The 24,569-nt window shown below is 61.1% G+C and carries 15 protein-coding genes and 4 pseudogenes; 11 read left to right on the forward strand and 8 right to left on the reverse strand.

Annotated features, from left to right (window positions below):
- Nucleotides 1–488: 488 nt before the first annotated feature.
- Complete coding sequence (locus tag ASD63_RS10035; RefSeq protein WP_060529176.1) at nt 489–1,700, reverse strand: glycosyltransferase family 4 protein; 1,212 nt, start codon at nt 1,698–1,700, stop codon at nt 489–491.
- A 174-nt stretch (nt 1,701–1,874) separates the two neighbouring features.
- On the opposite strand from ASD63_RS10035, the gene ASD63_RS10045 reads away from it, so the two are divergent.
- The 6 genes and pseudogenes from ASD63_RS10045 to ASD63_RS34010 form a co-directional block, all read left to right on the forward strand.
- A protein-coding gene (locus tag ASD63_RS10045; RefSeq protein WP_156623686.1) for an IS3 family transposase occupies nt 1,875–3,001 on the forward strand; the annotation gives its coding sequence in 2 pieces (ribosomal slippage) (nt 1,875–2,136 and nt 2,136–3,001; 1,128 coding nt in all).
- A 433-nt stretch (nt 3,002–3,434) separates the two neighbouring features.
- Complete coding sequence (locus tag ASD63_RS10050; RefSeq protein WP_156623676.1) at nt 3,435–5,138, forward strand: histidine kinase; 1,704 nt, start codon at nt 3,435–3,437, stop codon at nt 5,136–5,138.
- On the forward strand, nt 5,138–5,770 hold the full coding sequence (locus ASD63_RS10055) for a response regulator transcription factor (protein WP_060529178.1): 633 nt from the start codon (nt 5,138–5,140) through the stop codon (nt 5,768–5,770). The genes ASD63_RS10050 and ASD63_RS10055 overlap by 1 nt, the downstream gene beginning before the upstream one ends.
- 429 nt (nt 5,771–6,199) lie before the next feature.
- Nucleotides 6,200–6,592, forward strand: coding sequence for a hypothetical protein (locus tag ASD63_RS10060; protein WP_156623677.1), 393 nt, complete (start codon nt 6,200–6,202; stop codon nt 6,590–6,592).
- A 16-nt stretch (nt 6,593–6,608) separates the two neighbouring features.
- Nucleotides 6,609–7,001 carry a hypothetical protein gene (locus tag ASD63_RS34970; protein WP_156623678.1) on the forward strand — a complete coding sequence of 131 codons (393 nt, stop codon included), beginning with the start codon at nt 6,609–6,611 and terminating at the stop codon, nt 6,999–7,001.
- Nucleotides 7,002–7,475: 474 nt separating this feature from the next.
- A pseudogene (locus ASD63_RS34010) lies at nt 7,476–7,719 on the forward strand (transposase); the annotation flags it as partial.
- Nucleotides 7,720–7,994: 275 nt separating this feature from the next.
- On the opposite strand, the pseudogene ASD63_RS10065 reads toward ASD63_RS34010, so the two are convergent.
- Nucleotides 7,995–9,000: pseudogene (locus tag ASD63_RS10065) on the reverse strand (IS110 family transposase); the annotation flags it as partial.
- Between the two features lie 226 nt (nt 9,001–9,226).
- On the opposite strand from ASD63_RS10065, the pseudogene ASD63_RS10070 reads away from it, so the two are divergent.
- A pseudogene (locus tag ASD63_RS10070) lies at nt 9,227–9,687 on the forward strand (DDE-type integrase/transposase/recombinase); the annotation flags it as partial.
- Nucleotides 9,688–9,832: 145 nt separating this feature from the next.
- Here ASD63_RS10070 and ASD63_RS36715 read toward each other — a convergent pair.
- Nucleotides 9,833–10,335: pseudogene (locus ASD63_RS36715) on the reverse strand (recombinase family protein); the annotation flags it as partial.
- 235 nt (nt 10,336–10,570) lie between these two features.
- On the opposite strand from ASD63_RS36715, the gene ASD63_RS35640 reads away from it, so the two are divergent.
- Nucleotides 10,571–10,933: a hypothetical protein gene (locus ASD63_RS35640; RefSeq protein WP_200953469.1), complete on the forward strand. Its 363-nt coding sequence runs from the start codon at nt 10,571–10,573 to the stop codon at nt 10,931–10,933.
- 155 nt (nt 10,934–11,088) lie between these two features.
- On the opposite strand, the gene ASD63_RS36010 is transcribed toward ASD63_RS35640, so the two are convergent.
- On the reverse strand, nt 11,089–11,274 hold the full coding sequence (locus tag ASD63_RS36010) for a hypothetical protein (RefSeq protein ID WP_244495275.1): 186 nt from the start codon (nt 11,272–11,274) through the stop codon (nt 11,089–11,091).
- Between ASD63_RS36010 and ASD63_RS10080 the strand changes: the two genes are divergently transcribed.
- The 3 genes from ASD63_RS10080 (at nt 11,275) to ASD63_RS10090 (ending at nt 13,803) form a co-directional block, all read left to right on the forward strand.
- A complete protein-coding gene (locus tag ASD63_RS10080) occupies nt 11,275–12,627 on the forward strand; it encodes an ATP-binding protein (RefSeq protein WP_244495276.1) in 1,353 nt (450 codons plus the stop codon).
- On the forward strand, nt 12,624–13,232 hold the full coding sequence (locus tag ASD63_RS10085) for a response regulator (protein WP_060529182.1): 609 nt from the start codon (nt 12,624–12,626) through the stop codon (nt 13,230–13,232). Before ASD63_RS10080 ends, ASD63_RS10085 begins: the two co-directional genes overlap by 4 nt.
- 88 nt (nt 13,233–13,320) lie before the next feature.
- Nucleotides 13,321–13,803, forward strand: coding sequence for a heme-binding protein (locus ASD63_RS10090; protein ID WP_060521119.1), 483 nt, complete (start codon nt 13,321–13,323; stop codon nt 13,801–13,803).
- A 196-nt stretch (nt 13,804–13,999) separates the two neighbouring features.
- Here the strand turns inward: ASD63_RS10090 and ASD63_RS10095 are convergent, their stop codons facing one another.
- The 4 genes from ASD63_RS10095 to ASD63_RS10110 all read right to left on the reverse strand — a co-directional run bounded on the left by ASD63_RS10095 (nt 14,000) and on the right by ASD63_RS10110 (nt 24,561).
- Nucleotides 14,000–16,204, reverse strand: coding sequence for a TonB-dependent siderophore receptor (locus ASD63_RS10095; protein ID WP_060529183.1), 2,205 nt, complete (start codon nt 16,202–16,204; stop codon nt 14,000–14,002).
- Nucleotides 16,205–16,377: 173 nt separating this feature from the next.
- On the reverse strand, nt 16,378–17,262 hold the full coding sequence (locus tag ASD63_RS10100; protein WP_034790688.1) for an AraC family transcriptional regulator: 885 nt from the start codon (nt 17,260–17,262) through the stop codon (nt 16,378–16,380).
- A 210-nt stretch (nt 17,263–17,472) separates the two neighbouring features.
- Entirely contained in the window at nt 17,473–23,415 is a 5,943-nt protein-coding gene (locus tag ASD63_RS10105; RefSeq protein WP_162251022.1) for a putative Ig domain-containing protein, read from the reverse strand.
- Between the two features lie 387 nt (nt 23,416–23,802).
- On the reverse strand, nt 23,803–24,561 hold the full coding sequence (locus ASD63_RS10110) for an SURF1 family protein (protein ID WP_060529185.1): 759 nt from the start codon (nt 24,559–24,561) through the stop codon (nt 23,803–23,805).
- Nucleotides 24,562–24,569 lie beyond the last annotated feature (8 nt).

Consider the following 24,569-nt stretch of genomic DNA (forward strand, 5'->3'; position numbering starts at 1 on the left):
ATGCCTGTCCGCGACTTAGTGAAATCGCTGTCCCGTACTTACTGAAATCGGTGTCCGCGACTTACTGAAATCCTTGTCCCGTACTTTGTGAAACCCGCAACACTCCGCTCTCCCGAAATCGATGCTGACGCGCCCGTCAGTACATCGGCATTTGTTTCGTACTTCAAGTCAGCGGATGGACTGCGGGTGAGAAGAAATGCGTTGCCGCAGCCGTCCGCTGCTGGATGAGGACGATGACCCGGCGGTGAGGTGCCTTCCGGCATGCCGGCCTGGAAGTTCGAGCAGCTGGTTTTGCCGGCTGGGCTGCGAGGTTCTGTCGCAAGCGCCGACGACACGAGGCGTGATGCGCAGCGGACGTGGGCATTCAGCGAGCCCATTGGGTTCAACACGGAACGCTTCGGAGGAGACGGTTGATCCGCGGCAACAATCGCTCGGTCATAAAGATCGAACCTGTTCATGAATGGCTCCGGTGTCGGGCGGATCATTGCCTATAAGCCTTCGCTGCCTCTCCGGCAGGCTAAGGAATCTCCTTCCTGCGACAAAGAGATCGTAAATTCGGTTCTATGGTTCAAAGCGGATCGCGCGATTGTGTCCCACTGAGCGAGTATGTTCTCGGCTGAATATTTTCTTGCACTGGCTTCCGCATTCGCGCCAAGTCGAGCCCTGAGAGCGTCGTTCTCGAGAACATTGGACAGCGCTTCGGCAAGTGCATCGACGTCGCCATTGGAAACGAGGATCCCGTTTTCCCCGTCGCGCACCATGTCCGTCGGCCCCCATTCGCATGCGAAGGAAACCACGGGTACGCCGGAGGCCATAGCTTCAAGCAACGCTATGCCCCATCCTTCGTAGCGTGATGATAGGACGAAGACGTCGGCAGTCTCCACCCAGAGCCCTGGGCGCGCTGTGACGCCGGGCAACTCCACTCTCTCAGTCAATCCAAGTTGATCGCGCAAGTCTTCCAGCTCTTTTCTGGCTTCGCCCTCCCCCCAAATGACTAGCTTCCAGTCAGGGTGTTTAGGGGCGACTTTTGCGAAGGCTTGCAACAACAAATCGAAACCTTTTTGCCACGTCAAGCGTCCGACCGCGGTCAAAGTATTATTGCCACGCCGTTTTTTCCACCCGCTGGGTAGATTGACGGCATTGGCGATCACCCAACCCTTCCGACGAACCTCCCATGGGAAGTAGTCGAGGGCGCCACTTGTCATCGTGACGAGCCCGAACGCACGCGGATACAATCGCGCCTGAAGCCACTTCCAAAGCGGGCCGAACGGCTGCAACTCCGGATTATTGCGCTCGGATACGACAACGGGATATGGCAGGCCGGTGGTGGCCAACAATGCCAACACGTTCGTCCGGGTAAGAAAGCTAAGCACAAAGTCGGGACGTGAGCGCCTTATGGCGGCGCGCAACCGCTGGATTCTCCTCGTCACCAACCACGCGGCCTGCAGCTTCGATGCCTTTTGCGGCGGCAAACCGATTCGCTCGATGGAGACGCTGGGATCAAACTCGTAATAGGGCTTGGCTGCCGGCGCTTCCTGGGTAATTAGTGTTACGACACAGCCAATGCGAACCCAATGGTTTGCAACAAGGCTTACCACATGTTCGGTTCCACCTGCACCGAGTGCTGGAACGATAATAGATATCCTTGCACCGGACACGGGCAGGCCACTAACAGCCTCGACATTCGCCCCGGAACTCAATTTTTACAGCCCTCCATCATCTCAACGTACTCAACATTATCGAACCCGGAAACGCAATATAGCATCCGATATAGATCGCTACGCACCTATCGGGTCACTTGGTTGGTAATCCCCCGCCGAATAACGGACTTCAAAAGTAGAATTTTCTCGGGCTTTATGATCGAGGAGATTTTGATGAAGACGAGCAGATTCAGCGAACCGCAAATCCTTGCAATCCTGCGCCAGGCGGAGGGCGGCGTTGCCGTTCCTGATCTATGCCGGGAGCACGGGATGAGCACGGCGTCGTTTTACAAATGGCGAGCCAAATACGGCGACATGGACGCGTCGATGATCAGCCAGATGAAGGCTCTTGAAGACGAAAACCGTCGGCTGAAGAAGATGTATGCGGAGATGAGCATGCAGGCGGAACTGCTCAAAGAGGCGCTTGGAAAAAAGTGACGCGGCCATCTCAACGCCGGGAGCCTTTCGGCAAATGCGAGCATTTGCCTGTCGGCCAAGGGATGGCCGGGAAAGCGGTGGCGTTGCGCGGGGTGAGCATCGCACTCGCCTGCCGCACCTTTGGTGTCAGCGAGACCTGCTATCGTTACAGCGCCAAGCTGAACGACGAGAACGAGCAGATCGCCGATCTCCTGATCGGGTTGACGCGGGCGAAGAAGAGCTGGGGCTTCGGCCTGTGCTTTCTCTACCTGCGCAATGTCCGGGGGCATCGCTGGAACCATAAGCGGGTATACCGCATCTATCGCGAGCTGGAACTGAACCTCAGGATCAAACCACGCAAGCGGTTGAGGCGCGAGAAGCCGGATGCTCTGGCCGTACCGGAGAAACCGAACCTGGTCTGGTCTATGGACTTCATGGCGGATCGTCTTGAGGATGGCAGGCAATTCCGCCTGTTGAACGTTCTGGACGACTTCAACCGCGAGGTGCTGGGCATCGAGGTGGATTTCTCGCTACCTGCCGAGCGTGTCATCCGCAGCCTGAACCAGATCATCGAATGGCGCGGCAAGCCGATGGCAATACGGGTCGACAACGGACCTGAATACGTCAGCGGCAAGCTGATGGAATGGGCAGAGAAACAGGGCATCGCCTTGAGCCACATCCAGCCGGGAAAGCCGCAGCAGAATGCTTATGTCGAACGCTATAACCGGACCGTCCGACATGAATGGCTCGACCAGCACATCATCGAAAGCATTGAGGAGGCACAGGAATTTGCCACGCAGTGGCTATGGACCTACAACAACGAACGTCCCAATATGGGCATCGGCGGCATCACGCCCGCACAGAAACTGAAAATGGCCGCGTGAATTCTACCGCGGAGCCCCGTTGAAAACGGGGGAATTACCGGTTGATAGTTCCAAGCATGATGATGTGTTCATGCTTTGGTGACGATTTTTCAACTGCGATGAGCGTTGCTTTGCGATTTCTATCGGCCATCAATCAGAGCGAGCGGTTGAAGGCAAGGCGGAGTTTCGCGTGGCAGGTTGAGGAAAAGGATGATCCGTCTCGATCTAAGAAAGCCGCAAAAGACTTAGAAAGACTTAAGTCAGCATGAAGCCGCCACCTTACTTTTGGGCTGAAGATGAGCGCGCTCTGACATTGGGCGCCGGGCGGGTTTGGAGACGTCCACCGGAAGCGGGAAAGAAACATCCCGTTGACAATTGAACAGATACTTGTGAGAATTCGCATATACTTAAATAAATTTCGAAGCCCGGGTGCAGCCGCGGGACGGAGTTGCTTATGTCGAGCCTGGATTGCGGTCGCAAGGCGGAAATTGAGCCCACCGCCCTGCCAAACAATATAATCAGGAACCTGGTCCGCTCGCTCGGGGACTGGTTGCTCGGCGCGGAGCCCGAACGCTTGATTAACATTGGCAGGCTGGTGACTGCGGTTTTCGCAATCTTCGCCATCTACCTTGATCCCACCCAGCCGACATCCCTGCTCTATGAATCGAGGGTTCTGCTGGGCTTCTACATTCTCCTCTCAGTTCTGTTGGTCCTGCGCCCGTTGCGCAAGCCGCTCGACAGCGTGGTTCATCTCCTATTCCACGTCGTCGACGTCGTGGTCCTTGCCTGGTTGACGCTGCTGACGAATGAGCTCACCAGTCCGTTCTTCGCCGTCTTGCCTTTCGTTCTTCTGGCAATGACGATGCGGTGGGGTCTGAAAGGGGCAGCATTCGGCGCATTTGTTTTGTTGTTGGTCCAGTTGGTTGTTGGTTTACCGGACCTGAGCGATGGCGACTCGGAGCTCAACCTGTTCATTATGCGGTCCACCTATTTCGTCCTTTCCGCCGTGATCCTTGGCTATTTCGGCGCTTACCGTGAGCGCAGCCGCCAGCACTTGGCTCAGCTCGCCGAGTGGCCATTTGAAGCCGTTGCCAATGACCGTACGTCTTGGCTGGGGCTGCTGTTTAGGCATGGATCCCGTGTCCTCGGGGGGTCTCGGTTGTTCGTCGTTTGGCGCGACCAGGAAGACGAAACTGGTTGCGTCGCCTACTGGGCGAACGACCATTTGAAGCTGGTAGATGTCGGGCGTTCGGATTTCTGGCGGCGCCACGATCTTCAACCCCCGCGACGAGGGGATGGTCTGGCCGCGCTATCGAGAACCGAGGCGGATTTGCTCCTTCTCATCGCGGATTTGCCAGAATTTTCGGCAGTCGCAGGCGAGCGTATCAGACGCATCTCAGCGGCATATTTTTCCAGCGTGCGTTATCGCGGACGCGTATTCGTTATCAATTCGCCTCGCCGCCCGGACGAGGGAAGTGCGATGACGGAGATCATCGCGACCCGCCTTGGCTCGGAGCTCGAGCGGCTCGCGTTGACACAGCGGTTAACGGAAGCCGCCTGCTCCGAGGAACGCGTGCGGCTGGCCTGTGACTTGCACGACAGTGTCTTGCAGAATCTCTCAGCCGCACGATTGAAACTGAAGCTCGTCGGCGAGGCTGCCGGTAGCTACTCGAAGCTCCCGCTCGAAGAAGTGGGGTCGCTCATCCTGGAACAACAGCAACGTATCCGCCACTTTGTGGAGGACAATCGCACCGCCGAAGTACCTGTCACAAACCTGCTCGAGCAAAGCCTATCGGGCTTCGCGAACTTGCTGGCAGACCAATGGAACTGCCAAATCGCCATCGCCATTACCCCACCCGGACTGACCCTACAGTATTGGATGGTGCACGAGATCAAGCAACTGATCTCGGAAACGGTCGCAAACGCCGTGCGTCACGGGCGCGCCACGCTATTGCGAATCTCAATTCGTCAAAGCGACTGCGGTCTGCAAATCGAGTTGAACGACAACGGGACGGGAATGCAGGCCCCGGCGAAATCGCCGAGGCCCTCATCGCTTTCGGCACGGGTGGACAAGCTCGGAGGCGCGCTCACGGTTTTCCGAACCGCGCCTGGCTTCGGCATCAGTATCAGTCTACCGAGGTTGGCGGGGAGGCTCTAATGCATTCAGTGGTTCTCGCTGACGACCATCCTCTGCTGCTCAGCGGTCTTCAACAAAATCTGATGGCCGCACCTGATTTTGATGTGGTGGGAGTTGCCGCCAACGGAAAAGACGCGCTCTACCTCGTTCGTGACCTTATGCCCGATATCGCCGTCCTCGACGTGACGATGCCGAGGATGACCGGGCTCGAAGTGCTGCATGCGCTGAACGACGAACAACTGTGTCTGAAGGTGGTCTTCCTCACCGCAACGATAAGTGGTGCGCAGATTGCTAATGCGATATCCAGCGGGGCGCGGGGAATATTGCTGAAGGAATATGCGCCAGAGGCGCTGCTCGATTGCCTCCGTCATGTTGCTAAGGGCGAGAAATGGCTGCCGGCCGAGATCGCGGCCAAGGCAAGTGAACCGGCTCATGCAGCCTCGAAGAAGATCGAACTGCTTACTGCCCGCGAACGGGAGATAACCGCGCTCATATGTGGCGGCTTGTCGAACCGGACGATCGCCCAGAAATTGGGCGCCTCGGAAGGAACGATTGGGATCCATCTCCACAACATTTACCGCAAACTGGAGATTACCAATCGAACGAGCTTAGCGGCACTGCACGTGCAATATATGGCAGCGCGCAATGGATGAGGCCAGTCAATGTTCCAAGAGCCGATTCGGAGCGATCATCCGCGCTTGCCCTAGTCTTGCCGCGAGTTTCGCATTCATCGTTCACGTCGCGACGTTGATTTCGGGGAAGCCTACGCCTATTGCAGAATGTGGCCGTTGCTCCCCAGGTGGTCGCCACCCTCACCTTTCGCAGATTTCCTCCTACGAGCTGTACGGCGCGACCTGACGCACGCTCCAACCGTGGTACCCGTTCATCGCCGGTTGATAATCGACGCTTGCTTGGCGATGGTTCTCGGGTGGTAGGGTCCAGCCGTCAGTTCCGCATCTCCCGCGGGGACGGTGATCGGGAAGGTTATCGTCGAACGCATTCTTAATCTAGTTACGTTCGTGACCGGAGAGCAATCGTTATGGTCTGCTCGACCTTTTGGCCGACCCTCACTGGTGTGGTATTTGAAGCTGGTTCTCGTCGTCGCCCTCGTCGGAGGAGTTGCGATGTTGTTCGCGAACCGGATACTTCTGGCGCTGTGGGATAAAACGGCGACTGCGTCGGCAACCAAGCAACGTCTCGGCCAATCTCCTGTGACCTTCTGCACTTTGGTGTCGATCCCACTGCGACGAACCCGCACGAGCGGGTCGCGCGCACGGTTGCCCGCCTCCGGTATTCTCCAACAGGCGGGATGTCAGAGCGCCCTCCCAAAATCAGAGCTAGCATCGGTGCTGCTGATAGAGCCACCCGTCCCGAAAATGAGGCTCGAAATCCTTGATCTGGTGGACAAGATCGACTTTGGCCGGGTCGTTCACCTCGTCTTCAATCTCCTGGGACCACCTTCAGCATCGGGGTAAGCGAAGGGAGTTGCTAATGTCAATTCTCAAGCCGCTGCACCGCAAAAAGCGCGGGCGTCTGAACGGCGTCGCACGCAAAGACCTTATCGGTGGTGTCTCAATCGGCTGGGCCACGCCGTCCGGCGAGTTTTTTCTACCAGTCGCGATTTATTGGCACTTCGCGGGAGACGGCGAACTGTCGTATCGCGACCAGCCTCCCGCCTGCGTCGAGACAGCGCCGCACGAAGGTCTTCGACATGGACTACTTTCAACCGCCGCGGCAGGCATCGACGCTTCGGACCTAAATATTCGAACCTGCACAATTTTCTCGCAGGCAGCAGTTCGTCGAGCGAAAGATGACGCGTATCAAACTCGTCGCGCCAATTATCAAGGACGTAGGAGGAAGTGCGGTTGTAAAGCCCGCGCTTGATTTCAGATCCCCGACGCAGCGTCCTATCCGGATAGGCCATGAGTGTCGCGTCCAAGGCGACGTTAACGCAGGCGTTTCGATATTTGTGAAGAACTTCTCGCGGGAGAAATGCGCAGGCCGGTGCAGATACAAGTTCGGTCCTGTTTCCACCAAGAGAACGGACTTGCCAGCTTTAGCTCAGAGCATTCCGGTTACCGCGCCTCCGGAGCCTGAGACAGTGACCGCGATCTCTGCGGCCAACTGCTACAGAACGCGGTCAGTCTTGTTTCGTTGGGATGTAATAATAAACAAGCAAAGCTCCGGACAAATGCCGTGGATTGTAAGATGAGCTCTTGCCGTGGCACAATTTGGGAACGGTTCCAGCGCTCGACCTAGGCATGAAGGGGCTTTACACGCAGGATAGGGTATTTGACCTGAGACCCTGAACTTCCTCCAAATTTTGGTAGAGTCCGTCGCATTGAGGAGACGGACGGAATGAAGCGTACACGGCTCACGGAAGAGCAGATCATCGGGATGCTGAAGGAGCAGGAGAGCGGCCAGTAGACGGCCGATATCTGCCGCAAGCATGGCATATCGGAAGCGACCTTTTACAAATACTAAGCGAAGTATGGCGGCATGGATGTCTCCGATGCCAGGAAGCTGAAGGCTTTGGAGGATGAGAACGCCAAGCTGAAGAAGCTGCTTTGCCGAGGCAATGCTGGACAACGCGATCCTGAAAAGACGTCGCGTCAAAAAATGTATGGTCCGCCCTGTCCGTGCAAGGGGTCGCGACGTCGCAAATGACGATTCCAGTTGCGTAAATGCCTCTCGCGAGTGGACTGCTGTTGCAGCCAGGCCATGATGAGATCCGCGCACGCCGTTCCCAATAATGGTTCGGGCACGAAGCCCGCTTTTTTGCACAGGGTTTACGGCATGCTGATCCACTGTTTCGTCATCACTCGTCCCGAGCCTTGCAATCGAGCTCTGAGCGTCAAGCGAAAGCAGGTCCCTGCGTTCATAGAGTGCGCCCGGTTGGCTTAGAACGGCCCAGACAATGCGTGCCATCTTGGCCGCAAGTGCAACGACGGCTTTGTTGGGATGCATCCGCGTTACAAGGCCGTTGAGCCAGTTGCCCAACCGATCGCGCGTCCGGTCGAGATGTCGGAAGCACGACCTTGCGCCATGCACCAGAAGCTTGCGGACATATCGATTGCCGCGCTTGCTGATCCCTAGCAGCGTTTGCTTTCCCCCGGTCGAATATTGTCTCGGCACCAATCCCAGCCACGCCTCCAGATCTCGGGCTTTGCGGAACTGCAGCCCATCGCCGACGGCGGCCAGCAATGCGGTTGCGCCCAACGCGCCGATCCCAGGGATTGTCATCAGGCGGCGCGTAACGTCTTCCCGATCGGCTATCGCCTCAATCTCCTTGGTGACTTGGCGGATGCGCTCTTCGAGGCGCAGGAGATCGGCGTGTAAATCACCCAGCAGCCAACGCATTGCCCGTGACATATCATTCTCTGGGTCATCCAGAGCCTGGGGCTCCCTGCCGCAAAGCGACGCCGTATTCCAGGCAGAAGGCGCGCATCTGATTGATCAAGCGCGTCCTCGAGCCGACCATCTGATCGCGGATCCGGTGCAGAGCCTGGAGGTCGACCTGATCGGTTGCCTTTGCCGTGACGAAGCGCATTGTCGGCCGCGTCGTCGCCTCGGCAATCGCTTCAGCGTCGATGATGTCGTTTTTGTTCGACTTGACGTACGGCTTGACATATTGCGCGGGGATCAGCGGAATCTTGTGCCCGAGCGCCTGTATCCTGCGGGCAAGCCACTCCGACCCCGCACAGGATACCATGCCAACAATGCTCGGGTCTGCCCGGGCAAAGAACTGGAGAAGGGTGTCGCGCCGAAAGCGCACCCTCTGAACGGGTGTACCATCGGCGCTCAGTCCAACGACGTGGAAGACATTTTTGCCGATATCAATGCCATCGACCGCGGCCGGCCGCGGCAGATTGCGATGAGCCATTGCTTCCTCTATTGGTTTGGCCGCCTCATGATGAGGCGGGAGGACGAGGCGGACCATCCCATTATTGGTGACGCCCGATGTGAAGCGAGTGCGGTGGCTCATGTCTGCAAGGAGCATGGTGTGAGCCAGCGTCGGGCGTGCGAGGTTTTGTCCGTTGATATCGGCGCATCCACGTGAGTTGGACCGGCAGGGTATCGTCATGACCGGTCGTGCATGCGATATCCCAAGTATTCGACCTGATGACGCCCATATCCGGGATGCCATGCGGAAGGTGGCGTCAGAGCGCCGCCGTTTCGGCTGAAGAAGCTCTTCCGGCTCTATCGGGAGGAGAAGCTGACGGTGCGCAAGCGTGGCGGCCTTAAGCGAGCGATCGGCACCCGAGCACCGATGCTGATCCCGATGGCAGCCAATGACCGTTGGTCGCTGGATTTCGTGTCGGATCAACTCATTGATGGCCGCAGGTTCCGGATTCTGACGGTCGTCGACGATTGCACCAGGGAATGCCTGGCTCTCGTCGCCGACACTTCGCTCTCCGGCCTGCGGGTCGCCCGTGAGCTGGATCGGATCATCGAGGAACGTGGCAAGCCCAGGATGATCGTCAGCGACAACGGCAGCGAATTCACCAGCAACGCGATTTTGCAATGGACGGATCGGAGCAAGGTGGATTGGCACTACATCGCGCCGGGCGCATCGTTCGCACGCTCATCAATGAAGTGGTTGCGGATCTCGATGATGGAACCTCGGAGATCGTCCTCGTCATTCATTGGGTTGGTGGCGTCCATACCGAGCTGCGCCTGCCGAAGCGGCGCCGCGGGCAAAGAAACGCGACGCTGCGAAGGTTTCCCGCAAGTGCGGTTGCCTGTGATGCGGACATGGGCAACGGCTGCGGCGTAACTGTCCAATGTTTGGCAATCTTGGCCTCGATCTCGCCGACGCGAGCAAGCGCCTTGTTCCAGCGCGCTTCGAGCTCCGACGTCACCAGCCCGTTCTCCGGATCAGCCGCCTCGAGGTCGCGTAGTAGGGCATCCTGAAGCTGGTCGCGTTGGCTGGCCATATCACGTTCCGCCTCGATGGCGGCGGCAATGGCTCCTGGTTCGACAACGCCGGGCAGTGCCTCTTCGATCGCGTCATCGACCCGCAGACCGCCGAAGGCATGAAGACGAGTGCAATGGCTTCCTGGATGCGTCGGTCGGGATCCTTCTCGATACTGTCACCGGCCTTTACGAAGCCGACCGGAACAGTGACGACGAGTTCACCGCGGTGAGCCTTCTCATAGCGGGCGGAAAGGGAACGCTGACGCAAGAGATCGAGCTCATACTCGTTGAGGCTGCCTCGTTTCGTGAGAGACCAATGCTGCGCCCATTACCGCTGTTTGCGATGAGGCATCGGCGTCTTCCAGTAACTTTGCCAAAGCATGCAGGGTTGCGAGATCGACGTGCGGAACTGGCAGGCTGAGCCAATATCCGCTCACGGAGCGGTCGAACATCCATGCTGGGACTTCAAGAAGTCGATCAGAAGAAGAACCAGAAAGGCTGCAGCGGAAAATATGCGTCCCTTTGGACAGCGCCTCATGGACGTGAACAAATCGCCCGGACCAGGGCTGCCACGGATACAAAAGTTCGCGAACCTCGGTCCCGTGGGTGTTCTGTCGTCGTGTTGTACAACCGAAACAGACCCCACTCATCGCTCGGAAATATCACGCCCAGCGAATTCGCAAAGAAAATGGCTATGGAAAAACAGGCCGCATGAGGCCAAGACTGCAAACCAAAGACTCTCCCGAAATCTGGAAGGAAATTGGGTCTCAGGTCATATTCCCTCGCGCTCGAAACCGGACCGCGGCATCGCCGTCGTCATCAGTCAGACGATCAACCAGCGCAACGAGGTCGTGCAGATCCTCAAGGCGAAGCTCGTGATCGCGCGCAAGCCGGGCTGAAACGGCCGGCCGTGCTTGGCGATCGTTCGGGGTAGCGACGCGCTCTGGATTTTCTGTCGTCGGGACCGTATTTTCCCGGCAGGCGCCCCGCGCAGCCAGACAGCAGCAATGGAAGGCTGTGCAAGAAAGCCTGCAAATGACAAGAATGATCAATGTTACCGAACAACCGTCCGTTTCTTGAGCGGCCCCTCTTCCTTGCTGCCCTTTGGTGTCTCCTCCTGCTTGTCGGGGCCGTGGCTCTCGGCGCTCGTGAGCGACAGTCCCTCGTTGCCGAACTGGAGCAGGAAAGTACCGTGCTCCATGGGCTGGCCTCCCAGCGCGCCGATCAGCACGATGCCCATTTGACGGCGCTTTCGGCCGTGGCGGTTGCGTCCGAAGGGCGCCGGCACGATCTCTTCCTGGATGTCGCGCGCACGATTACCCGCTTCTATCCGCGCATTGATGAAGTCCAGCTGGTCCCCATCGAGCCGGGAGCAGAGACGATTGGGACCGCGACGCTCGATGCGGCGACAGCCGAGGGAATACGCGCGGCGGCCAAAGCCTCCGATGGCCGGATCACGCTTCTGCCGCATCCGCGGCGCCCCGATCATTACATGATGGTCAAGCGCAGCCCCAACACGAACGAGGCGCGGTACGGGTTGATGCTCGCCATCGATGCCGGCAAGCTGATCGGCGATGGCGGGCCTTTCTGGTCCCGACCGAGCACGGCCGTCCGGCTTTCATTGCCCGATGGGCACAGTCTGCTTCAGCCGGCCACGCTGCCCAATGCCATCCGCTTCTCCAGGCCGCTCAGCAGCGCGTCACAACCTCTCTTGCTCGAAACCGGTATGGATATCGGTCTCTCCGATATGTTTCCGCCCCTACATACTGGCCTGACGTTCGTCGCCCTGACGCTCGCCTATCTCGCAGGCTTGGCGGCCTTGCGCCAACGGGCGCGAACCCGCGCGGCGGAACAGCAGGCACGGCTGAGCGCGCTCGATTCGCGGCTTAGCCATGCCTCACGGGTCAATGCGCTTGGAGAGATGGCAAGCGGCATGGCCCACGAGTTGACCCAACCCTTGACCGCAATCCTCGCGCAGGCTCAAGCCGGGCGCCGCCTGCTCAACCAGGGGAACCACGCTGCCCTCGCCTCCGTGCTCGACGATACCGTCAGTCAGGCGCGCCGGGCTTCCGGTATTCTGGAGCGGTTCCGCAACTGGTCGCAGCCAAATACGGTACCTGTGAGCGCCTTTGACCTCCGCCGAGCGCTCGGCAATGTCGAGGCGCTGCTGGAGCAGGACGCCCGGTCCCGCAGCATCCTGCTGGAGTTCCACCTGCCGGAAACGCCGGTGATGGTGACAGGCGACCCGGTCGAAATCGAGCAGGTAGCCTTCAATCTGGTGCGTAATGCGATGGAAGCACTTGACGGTCACGCAGGCGAAGCGCCCGGCGTGGTCGTGACCTTGAGGCAAGAAGACTCCATGGTGGTTTTCGATGTCGTCGACAATGGCCCAGGTATTCCCGAAGCCTTGCGCCCGCGCCTTTTCACCCCGTTCATGACGACGCGGGCGGGGGGCACGGGACTTGGCCTCGCCCTCAGCCAACGCCTGGTGGAACGCGTCGGCGGCGAGATTACATTGGTGGCCGGCGACGAGGGCGCCACCTTCCGGGTGACACTGCCCAAGGCGCGAGCCCGTCTGGAAGAGACACAATGACCGTTCCCGTCTATCTCGTCGACGACGACGATGCGGTCCGCCGCGCGCTCGGCCTGCTGCTCTCGACGGTCGGCATCAAGGTCATCCCCTTCGCCGATCCGCAGGCTTTTCTCGGGCAATTGTCGCGCCTTGAGCCGGGTTGCCTGATCCTCGACATCCGCATGCCGGCGATCTCCGGGCTGAAGCTGCAGGAAAAGCTCCGCGAAAATGGCGTGGACTGGCCGACAATCGTCATTTCCGGCCATGGCGATATCGAAGCTTGCCGGCGCGCCTTCCGCAACGGCGCCATCGACTTTCTCTCCAAGCCCATAGACGAAGAGGACCTGATCGACGCGATCCACAAGGGGCAGGAAATACTGGTGCGTACGATGCAGGCACGGGCGGAAAAGGCGGAAACTCTTGCTCTGTTGGCAGCGCTCACGCAGCGTGAGCGCGAGGTTCTCGATCGCATCGCTGCAGGTTTCACCACCCGCCAGATCGCCGAGGGGCTCGGCCTCTCGCCGCGAACGGTGGAAAGCCATCGCGCGGCGATCGGCGCCAAGCTCGGCAGCACCTCGCAGGCGGAGTTGACCCGCATCTGGCTCGAAGGGACGCAAACTCCGTAGAACTACGGATGGTGATGGAAGAGCTACGAATATCGATGGGCGGCGTCCCGCAATAACCTTTCCATATCAACAGGAAAGGAACCCATTGATGATCCGCAATATCGTGCTTGCAGCAGCTCTTCTCGCTCCCGTTGCCGCCACCGCCCAGGAGCTTCCGACCGCCGCCTACCTGCCGCTCGACATGGCCGTCAAGGCGGCCGACGCAGCGCTGAAGGCATGCGCCGCCGAAGGCCACAATGTCAGCGTCGCGGTCGTTGCACGGGACGGTTCGACCAAGGTGCTGCTGAAGGCCGACAATTCCGGTCCGCACACCGGAAACAGCGCCCAGGGCAAGGCCTTCACCTCGGCGGCCATGGGGCGCGACACGGCTGGCCTCGGCGAATTCATCGCTTCCAAGCCCGCTAATGAAGGTCTCCGCGACATGGACGCACGCATGGTCATCCAGGCCGGCGGCGTGCCGATCAAGTTCGGCAAGGCGCTCGTCGGCGGCATCGGTGTCGGCGGTGCGCCGTCGGGCGACGTTGACGCAAACTGCGCGACCGCAGGCCTTGCTGCAATCGGCGCGAAGTAATTCGCTCCAAGGGAGGCTCTCGCCCTTGAAAAGGCGGCGGGCCTCTCCATTTAAAGTCCACTACCCGTTTCGAGAGCTCTCAGCCGTCGGCGCCTTTGGCGTGCGATAGCGGCACTCCGGGTTAAAAACAGGGCGCTCCCCGGCACGGGTCGAGCGCCCTGTTTGCTTTAGCAGGTCATCGATCAGCCGAACGATCTCACCAGGTCTTGCTGAGCTTCAACGTGACCGTGCGCGCATCGCCATATCCGCAAACAAGCAGGCCATTGCAGCCGCTGACATAGTGCTTGTCGAACAGGTTGGTGACATTGAGGGCAGCGCCCCAGCCGTCCTTCTCGTAGCGCAGGGCTGCGTCGAAGACGGTCGACGCCGGCACCTTCGCGGTATTTTCCTTGTCCGCCCAGCTCTCGCCGCGATAGCGCACGCCGGCGCCGAGGCTGAGGCCTTCCAGCGCGCCCTGCTGCACCGTGTAGTCGAGCCATAGCGAAGCCTGCGTATCGGGGACGAGATAGGGCGATTTGCCGATCAGCGCGCGGTTTGCGTCCTCGGTCACCTCGATATCCATGAAATCGAGGCCCGCAATCAGCTTCCAGCTTTCGTCGAGATTGACCTTGCCCTCGAACTCGATGCCGCGGGAACGCACTTCGCCGGTCTGGGTCGAGATGCTGGTCAGCGGATCGGTGACGAGAGCGTTGCGCTTGGTCAGCTGGTAAATGGACGCCGTCAGCACGCCATCAAAAAAGGTCGGTTCGTACTTGATCCCGGCCTCGAACTGCTCACCCTCTTCCGGCTTGGTGTTGCCGGTCGCCGTTACCGCCACGACCGGATTGAAGAAGGTCGCGGCGCTGACGTAAGGGGTGAGGCCGTTGTCGAATTCATAGGCAAGGCCGGCGCGGCCGCTAAGCGCGCCTTCGCTGTAGTCGAAACTCGAATTCTGGGTCGGCGCCCAGAAGGTCGGCCCGTTGTCGGTCTTGGTGTCGACATAGTCGTAACGGCCGTTGAGCGTGACGAGCCAGCCGTCGCCAAGGCGGATCTGGTCCTGCGCGTAGACGCCGATCTGCTGCTGTGTGATCACCTGGTTGATGTAGATGGCGTTCGCGGGTTGCGGCGCGCCATAGACCGGATCAGTAGCGCTGATCGGCGTTCCCGCCGACGACGCCTGGACGTGGTCCAGCCGGAAGAACTTGTAGTCGAGGCCGACGAGCAGCGTATGCTCGAGCGCTCCCGTCTCGAACTCGCCTTCGAGCCGGTTGTCGGCGGCGAACGTATCGACCTTCGACGTCGCCTCGAAGCCCAGGCGATAAAGCAGGTTGTCCGGGGTCGCCGGCGTGTTCGAAACCGGAAAAGGAAGGCTCGGATCGTAGTAGCCGTAGGTGTAAGGCCCGTTCTCGTGCTTGTAGAGATGGCCGTAGTGAAGGTTCTGACTGAACTGCCAGCCGCTGTCGAACTCGTGCTTGAATTCGTAGCCGAGCTTCTGCTGCGCATAAGTTCCGGTATCGATGTCCGGCTCGCCAAAGAAGGCCTTGCGGTCGATCTTGCCGAAGGGCGCATCGACGACCGAGCCGACATAGGGCAGGAAGCCGCCACCGGTATGAACCTGGTCGAGGCCCTGCAGCAGGCCGTAGACGGTCAAGCTGGTCGCGTCGTCGGGCTGATAGGTGATCTGCGGCAGGATGAAGCCGCGCAGATCCTCCGAATGGTCCACATAGTTGTCGCCACCTGAGATCTTGCCGGTGACGCGATAGTTGATTGCGTCGTCCAGCTGCCGGTTCACGTCAATCCCAAGGAAGGCATTGCCGTTGTTGTTGATGCCGGTCTCGACATAGGCGGAGGTTTCCCCCGTCGGCCGCTTGCTGATGAGGCTGACGATCCCGCCCGGATTGGCGCCGCCATAAAGCACCGAAGCCGGACCTTTCAGCACCTCGACACGTTCCAGCATGAAGGGATCGATCTGGAACCCGCCAAAGCCGTAGGAGAAGAGGTTGAGGCCGTCGAGGAACACGCCGGTTTGCGTCGCGTCGAAGCCGCGGATGTAGAACCAGTCGGTATCCGGATCGACGCCGAAGGGCTCGGCCATCACGCCCGGCGTGTAGCGCAGCGCTTCGTCGACCTTGTTGACGACGCCGCGGTCGTCAAGCTCCTCGCGTCCGACGACGGAAACGCTCTGCGGGATCTCAGCGATCGGAGTTGCGGATTTCGAGCCGGTCGTCGTCGCCTTGGCGACATAGCCGTCGACCGGACCTGTGGCGTCGTTCTCCGTCCTCGCGCCGGTCGCCTCGATCGTTTTCAGCCTTGTCGCCGTCGCATCCTGCGCCATTGCCGCGCCGGTGGCCAGAACCGCAATGGCGGCGACCCCGCTTGCCAGCCACTCCGTCAGCCGTACTGCCTTGCCTCTTACCATCATCTGTCTGCCATCTCACCCGAACCACCGCAGTGCCTTACAGGCGGCGCGGCTTACACCCTCTAATAAGGTGAGTGTTTATATCAACTATTGCGGTGACTCTTGTCGCGATCAGCGGAAATTGAACGTTTCTGGGCTATTTGATGCGAACAACCGCCCTTCAAGATGGAACTTGCTCAGCTCAATCGGCTGCGTTTCCAAGACGCAGGCGTCGCGCCCACGACCTTGCGGAAGACCCGGGTGAAGTGCGCCTGGTCGGAGAAGCCGGTCTCGGCCGCAACCGTCGTCAGCGACGCCTCGTTCTTCAGCAACAGTTGCTTGGCTCTTTCAACCCGCGCATTGGTCTGCCACTGGTGCGGTGCCATGCCGGTCGACGCCTTGAAGGCGTGGCTGAAGTGCGACTGCGACAGTCCGGCAAGGGACGCCAGCTCCTCCAGGCGGATGTTGCGCCCCCAGTTCTCGTCGATGTATTCGACCGCCCGGCGGAGTTGCCAGGTGGCAAGCGCGCTGCGTTTGCGGGCATCGCTGCGATTAAGCTTCATCAGGTCGATGAACAATGCGACCGTCAGGCCATCGCCGTAGAGATCGTGCAAGGGCTGCGGATTGAGGCACTCGGCGGCGATCAGTTGTGCAAGCTGCAGGAAGCGTTCGTCGTAAAACATCAGCCGTGGCGTGTCGCATCGCCCCGCATCGAGCTCCTCCTCCAGCCGTCGGCCGAGAACCTCGAGATTGAAATGCAGGTCGAGGTGGCGGATACGCCTGACATCGACCATGTCCGCCCAGATTTCCATGCCCGCCGGGATATAGGAAAGCGCCTGCTGGCGCTCGTTCTCGACCGCGCCGCGCCCATCGGGCGAAAGTCTGACGTTGCAACGGCTACCGCCTTCAGCGTCGAGCACGATGAACATGCGCGGATCATCCGAGAGATAGTGGCCACCTGCCCTCGCCTCGCATTCGACGTCCCAGACGTCGGCGATGATCCCGTTCCATTCCCGCCGGTGGAGCCCGCCGATCACCTTGAACCCGGAAATTTTGTTCTGCATCCGCGGTTGAAACGACATCTAGGCGTATCCAATGCTCTAGGACGAGGCGACGCCTCCGGCTAATTCCTTCCTCTATTACTCATCTTTAATGTTTGACGGAAGCCCGTAATCTTTCCAACGCGATTTAAACGGTCAAAACGCACATGGACCGGTGCATATCCGGGAGCGGAAAGGCAGCGGTGGAGCGCCGATTCGGGCAGCCTGCCTGCCCGAACCGGTTGCGCGCGATCAGAACCGGACGCGGGCGCCGACCTTGGCACCGGCCGACTTCGAACCGTCGCCCTCGATGTTGAAGAGCAGCGAGAAGTCGAGGTCCCAGTTGTCGTTGTTGCTGAGCGCAAGCCCGGCCGACACCCGCCCGAACAGACCCTCGCCGTCAAGCGAGGCAAAGCCGACATCGGCGCCGACTGTCGGCGACAGGATCACCCCGTTTTCTAGCTCCAGGGTGCGTTCGACGTCGAAGCCGATGCTGAGACGGGCCTGTTCCTCGATGAAGCCCTTGAGATCGATCACCTCGCCGAGCGCGTTCTTGACGGTGTAGTCCTCGGTCTCTTCATTGAAGTAGACGGCTCTCAGCTTCGGCATCAGCACCGTCGCCTCATCCAGTTGCCATTCGCCGGTCAGCTTGACGTCCGCCATCCAGCGGGTGGTGTCGAACGTGCCGGTGAAGATGCCGGTGTCGATGTCGTTGGACGAACCGCCATAGAGCAGGTTGGCGTCGAGGAAGACGCCCTGGCCGATCTCGAACGAGGCATAAGGACCGGCCAGCCAGCCGTTGCCTTTAAGCTCGGCATCCGCGTCGGTCGGATCGGTCATGTAGTCGTAGTGGAACGACAGGCCGATGAGCGCCCGATCGCTTAAGAGATAATCGGCGCCGAGCGAGAACAATGCGAAATTGCCCCACTTGTCGTTTCTGTCGTCTTCATCCTTGTGGAACAGGAAACTGCCGTTCACCCAGATGTCGAACGGCCGGTCGGTCGCCACGAAGGTTTGACCGGTCGCTGCCGCATCGGCGGCATCGCGCGCCGCCTGGATCTGCGACAGGCTGGAGGAGAAGCCGAGGCGGGCACCCTTTTCCGACGGCGTCACCGCCGTCGTCACCGGATCGGTGCTCATCGCCGCCCGCCGCCGTTCGATCAGGCCGGGCACCTTGACCGTCGACGACAACAGGTTCTGGCGATTGCGCACAAAATCGCGCACCAGCCCGTCGATCTCTTCGCCGGCAGCCACCCGATCGAGCGCGATCTTGTAGGTGACGGAGCCAATATTGGACGAGCCCAGCGCGCTCCTGAGCGTATAACTGACCACCGCCGAGCCGGAATAGGACGGGTTCGGCGTGAACTTCAGATAGAAGCCGACCGGCGTGAAGCTGGTGGCAGCGGCAAGCTCGCCTTCGATGATTTCGGCCGTGCCGGCAAAGGGCGGCGAGACCGAGGCAACCGATGCGTCGGTGAACGGACCGCCGGTGGCGCCACCGTTGAGATAGACATCCTTCGGCGTCGAACCGGCCGGAACCTCGACGACGACATTGGGCACCGTCACCGCACGAGCGTTCAGTTTCAGCGTATAGGCGGCCGAACCGCTGGCGCCACGGCTGTCAGTCACAGCAATGGTGAATTGATAGCTGTCGGGCACCGCATCGGCCGCGAGCGGTCCGGTCAATTCGCCAGTGGAGATATTCAGCACCATGCCATTCGGCAGGGCGCCGCTCTTGAGGCTGTAGACCAGCGCGCCGGTGCCACCGGTCGCCGAGACGCGTTGGGAATAGGCTTCGCCGACCATCGCGTCGGGAAGCCCGCCGGCCGACGGGGTAAAGACGAAACTGGCGGAGGCAACGGCGATCTGATAGCTGGCCTGGCCTGTCGCGCCATTGGCATCGGTCGCCGTCACGGTGAAGCCGAAATCGCCGTTGGCCGAAGGTCGTCCCGAGATCGTCCCGCTTGAGGCATCGAGCGACAGACCGCCCGGCAGAGCACCCGACGAGACTGCGTAGTTGTAGGGGGCCGTGCCGGCGCTGGCTGAGACGTTCTGGCTGTAGGAAACGCCGGGCACACCGTTGGCAAGCGCCCCGCCTGCCGGCGACAACACCAGCATCGGCGGCTTGACCGTGACCGAAACGGTTGAAGGCGCCGACGTGCCGGTCGCGTTCGTTGCCGTATAGGTGAAGCTGTCAGCGCCCGAATAGCCGGCATCAGGCGTGTAGAGGATCGTTGTCCCCGCCGCCGTAGCTGTGCCATGCGCGGGCGCGGTGGCGATCGCCACAGATGTTGCCGCCCCGCCCGTCAGACTGAGGCTGATAGCATTTGGGCTGGAGTTCGCAGCAACAGTCGCTGCAACCGGACCGGCCGATGGCGCTTCGACGGCGACCGCGAGACTATAGTTCGCGGTGCCCGTCGCATTGTTCGCGTCGGTCGCCGTCACCGTGAACGTTGCCGCTCCATCGGCGGTCGGCGTTCCGGACAGGCGACCGTCGGCAGCAAGCGTCAAGCCGGCCGGCAGTGTACCACCGGTGACCGCATAGGTGTAGGGAGCCGTTCCGTTGGCGGCGATGATCGTCAGGTCATAGGCGTCTGCAACGGTTACGCCGGCAAGCGCACCCGCAGCCGGCGTGAAGGCGAATGTCGGCGGAGACACCGTCACCGTAACCGTCGCTGCAGCGGACGTTCCGGTCGTATTCGCCGCCGTGTAGGTAAAGCTGTCGGCGCCGGAGAAGCCGGCCGCTGGCGTATAGCTGAATGTGTTACCCGCGACCGTGGCCGTACCGTGCGATGGGGGCGCTGCGATAGCGACCGAAGCGGCCGTGCCGCCCGTAAGGTTCGGCGTAATCCCGTTGGCCGACGAGTTGGCGGCAACGGTTGCCGTCGTGGCGTTGGCGATCGGCGCCTGGATGCGAACCTCCAGGCTATAGCTGCCGCTGGTTGCGGTCGCGCCATGGGTATCGGTCGCCTGAACCGTAAAGGTGAAGCTGCCGTCCGCCGTTGGCGTGCCGGACAGCGTACCGCCAGCGTCGAGCGAAAGTCCGGCCGGAAACGCGCCGCTGGCCAAGGCGTAGCTGTAGGCCGCCGTGCCGCCATTGGCCGTGAAGCTCTGGCTGTAGGTCGTTGCCACGGTTGCGGTCGGCAAAGCGCCGGCCGCCGGCGTGAAGGCGAATATCGGCGCGGAGACGAGGAAGGACTGGCTCACATTGGACGCGGCCAGGTAAGCGCTGTCACCGGCTTGCGAGACTTCGATGGTGCAGGTGCCGCCATTGCGGAATGTGACATCGCCGGTTGACGTGACGACGCAGACGGGCGTCGTCAGAGACTGGAACGTGACCGGCAGAGCGGAACTGGCGCTCGCCGAAAGGGTCACCGGCGTTGCATAGTCCTGCGGGCCGGGATTGGCGAAGGTGATCGTCTGTGGCGCCTTGGGCGTCACCGTGTTCGACGCACTGGAGGCCGGTCCCGTGCCGACAGCGTTGGTCGCCGTCACCGTGAACGTGTAGCTGGTGCCGTTGCTGAGACTGCCGACCGTGACCGGGCTCGACGTGCCCGTTCCAACAAAACCACCGGGATTGGACGTGACCGTGTAGCCGGTGATCGATGCGCCGCCGGCGCTTACCGGCGCGGTAAAATTGACGGACACCTCGCCATCGCCAGCGATAGCTGTGCCCACCGTCGGGGCGTCCGGAACAACCGCGTTGACGGTAAAGCTCTGGGTGACCGTCGTCGCAGGCAGATAGGTGCCGTCACCGCCCTGGTCGGCAGCAATCGCGCAGGTCCCCACGCTGTGGAAGGTCATGCTACCACCCGGCGTGATCGTGCACACGGCTGCGGTCGAGGATGTGAAGGCAACGGGCAAACTCGCGTCCGACGATGCCGTCAATGTCGGCGTGGTCCCGAACGTCTGCGCGCCCGGATTGGCAAAGGTGATCGTCTGGGTTGCGCGCGGCGTGACGTCGTTCGAGGCCGCCGACGCAGGCCCCGTGCCGGCACTGTTGGTTGCCGTCACCGTAAATGTATAGCTGGACCCATTGCTGAGACCCGTCACCACGACCGGGCTTGACGACCCCGTCCCGGTGAAGCCACCCGGGTTCGACGTCACGGTGTAGCTAGAGATCGACGCTCCACCCGTGCTCGCCGGCGCTGTGAAGGCGACGGACGCCGAAGCGACATCGGCGGTTGCCGCTCCGATCGTCGGTGCGCCGGGCACGACGGCATCGACCATGAACGTCTGCGAGACCGTCGGTGCCGCCAGATACGTTCCGTTGCCCACCTGATCGGCTGCGATGGTGCAACTGCCGGCCTGATGGAAGTTCAGATCGCCCTCGGGCGTCACCGTGCACACGCCGGCAGTCGACGAGGTGAAGGCAACAGCCAGGCTGGAGCTTGCCGTCGCTGTCAATGTCGGCGACGTGCCGAACGCCTTCGTGCCCGGATTGGCGAACGTGATCGTCTGTGCGGATCGCGGCGTAACCGCATTGGAGGCGGCCGACGCGGTGCTTGTCCCGGCGCTGTTGGTGGCGGTCACGGTGAACGTATAGCTCGTGCCGTTGGTCAGGCCAGTCACCCTGATCGGGCTCGTCGTATCCGTGGCCGTCATGCCGCCGGGGTTCGACGTCACGGTATAGCCCGTGATCGTCGCGCCGCCGTTCGACGCCGGGGCGGTGAACGACACGTCTGCGTAGGCGTCCCCCTCCACGGCCGCACCGATGGTGGGCGCGTCGGGCACGGTCGGCGCGACGTCGACAGTGAAGACTTGGCTGCCGGTCGCGCCATAGGCATCCGTTGCCGTAACGGTAAAGGTGACGGCGCCACCGATCGATGCAGTGCCCGACAACACCCCGTTGTTCGCCAGCGTCATGCCAGCGGGCAAGGCATTCTGCGTGACGGCGAATGTGTAGGGGCTTGCGCCGCCTGATGCCGCCAGGGTTTGTGAATAGGCGGTGCCAGCGGTCGGATCAGGAAGCGTCGCCGGCGAGAGCGCGATCGTCGGCGCAGCGATGGTGATGGAGAATGCGCGCGAGGCGGTCGAGCCTTCGGGATCGGTCGCTGTCACTGTGAAATTGAACGGACCGCTTGCCGTTGGGGTGCCGGAGACGCCGCCGCCGCTCGAGATCGCCATGCCGGCGGGCAGTGCACCGGAGGTCGTTGCATAACTCAAGGTGCCCGATCCGCCGGTGGCACTTAGCGTTTGCGCCGCATAGGCCTGGTTGTAGACCGGGTTCGGCAGCGTTGTAGTCGAAAACGCGATCGGTGCGTAGGCAACCGAATTGTCGGTGCTGGTGGATAGGTCGTTGGTAAAGCCGGCCGCGCTCGTGGCCTTGCCGGCGGGTATGGACGCCACGACCGTGCCTGCCTGCGTCATTCCGCTGACCGAAACGGTGTAATTGGCGCCCGATCCCGAAACACTCGCCGTCGTCGCGCCGGCCGTGCCTGAAATCTGGACGTCGCCAGCGGAAAAGCCGGTGACGGACTTGCTGAACACCACATCGAACGCAACGGATGTCTTGGCGCTGGGATCGGATTGCGAGCCTGCCTGGTTGATCGCGACCGTCGGTTTGGTGTCGACCCAGTGGCTGGCGCCGGTCGCAGTGCCGGTGCTGCAGCCGCTGCCGCCACCGTAGCTGGCGGAAACCGCGTGCTGTCCGAGCGGCAGCGTCGATGTCTGGAAGGTCGCAGACGATGCCGTGCTGACGGGCCCGGTCGGCGTCAACCCAAGGGTCGTCGACTGCGATCCGATCGTGATCGTCACGTTTCCAGGCGGAGACTGTCCGGCGTTACAGCCCATCGACGATACCGTTGCCGTCACCGAAACCTGTTCGCCCGGCAGCGACGGTCTCGGGGAAGATACGACATCAACGACAACCGGTCCCCCTGTGGCCGCCTTGACGACGATGTTGTTGCTGTTGGCGGTGTAGTTGCCGCCCGTGCGCGTGCCCGTGAATGTGACCCAATCGGAAAACTGGCCGGACATCGCATCGAGGGAATCGACCTGATAGGAGCCTGTGCAGGTCACGGAAGACGTCGTGCCGCCGCCCGGGATTGCCGGGCATGAAACGACGACGCCCTTGTTCGCGGTGGTCGCAGGCGCGATGCTGAGAATATTGTAGGATCCGGGGTTCAGCACATAGCTGAAATTGATCGTGTCGCCAGCCGCATTGAAGGTCGCCGGGTTCGCCGAAATCGTCACAACCTGCGCCGAGGCACCAATGGCAGAAGCCAGAAGAATGCCAATCGCTGCGAAAAATGTCCTGAAATACAAACCCTGGAATGCAGACGAAAAAATCTTCCCGCCCGCGACGCTTCCGCACCGCAGCCCCATAAATACCCCCAATATATGCCGGGAAAATTAGCCCCATCTCCCAGTCGAGCAGCTAATAAAGTGGAAGGTACTGAGTCAATCGCACAACTCACCATTGCCGGAGAAAATGCGGTCGGCCGTTGCCATGTGGCTTATCGATCACACTTTTTGGCGCCGCCGCCGACTGAACTTCAGCTGCGCCGAGTGACGGCCCCAAGGTCAGCAACTTCAGGAGGAGTGCACGAAAATGGCGGCCAGCCGTCGCGAAGAGAATCGTTATTCCGCGCCTGGCCTCTTCCGGCTTCGAAAGACGAGGTATGCGCCCCCCACACTCATGGCCGCCAGCGCAAACCAGGTCAGCGCGTAGACAAGATGGCTGTTGCGGAAGCTGACGACTGTGAGACCGCCGATCGGTAGGCCGCCTGGGTTTGGCGTCGCGTCCGCGTCGATGAAATAGGGCGCGACATCCGTCAGCTGTTGTGCTGCCGCGATTGCCGCGACATCGCGGGAAAACCAGCGATCGCCAGCCGGATCGTTGGAGCGAAGAAAGGCGCCGCCGGGTTCGCTGATGCGCAAGAGCCCGGTGATCCCGGTGGTCCCGGGCGTTTCGCCTGCGGCGCGGGCAGTCCGATCGCGCCGGTCGGCGGTCACGAAGCCGCGATTGACGAGAACCGTCGTGCCGTCTTCGCGGCGCATCGGCGTCAACACCCAGAACCCGGCGCCCCGCTCGGTTACGGCCTGCACCAGAACCGACTTGTCGTGGCTAAAGGTACCCGTTGCCGTGACGCGAAGGTATTCGTCGTTCTCTCGGGTGATGCCACCCCAGTCCGGCCGCGACGGGGCCGGGACGGCGTCAGCGTGCACACGCGCATCGACGCGAGCGATCAGGTCGAGCTTCCAGAAGAGCCGCTGGATCTGCCAGGTCCCGAGCGCCACGAAGATGGCGCAAAGAAACAGGAGCGCGCCGGTCAGAAGGAACCTGGCGCGAGAGGATGCTTTCGCACCCTCCCCTTTCACGTCGCGGCCGCCGGTCATGTTCGCGT

The sequence above is a fragment of the Ensifer sp. Root558 genome (genome assembly GCF_001427045.1).
GTDB lineage: Bacteria > Pseudomonadota > Alphaproteobacteria > Rhizobiales > Rhizobiaceae > Ensifer > Ensifer adhaerens.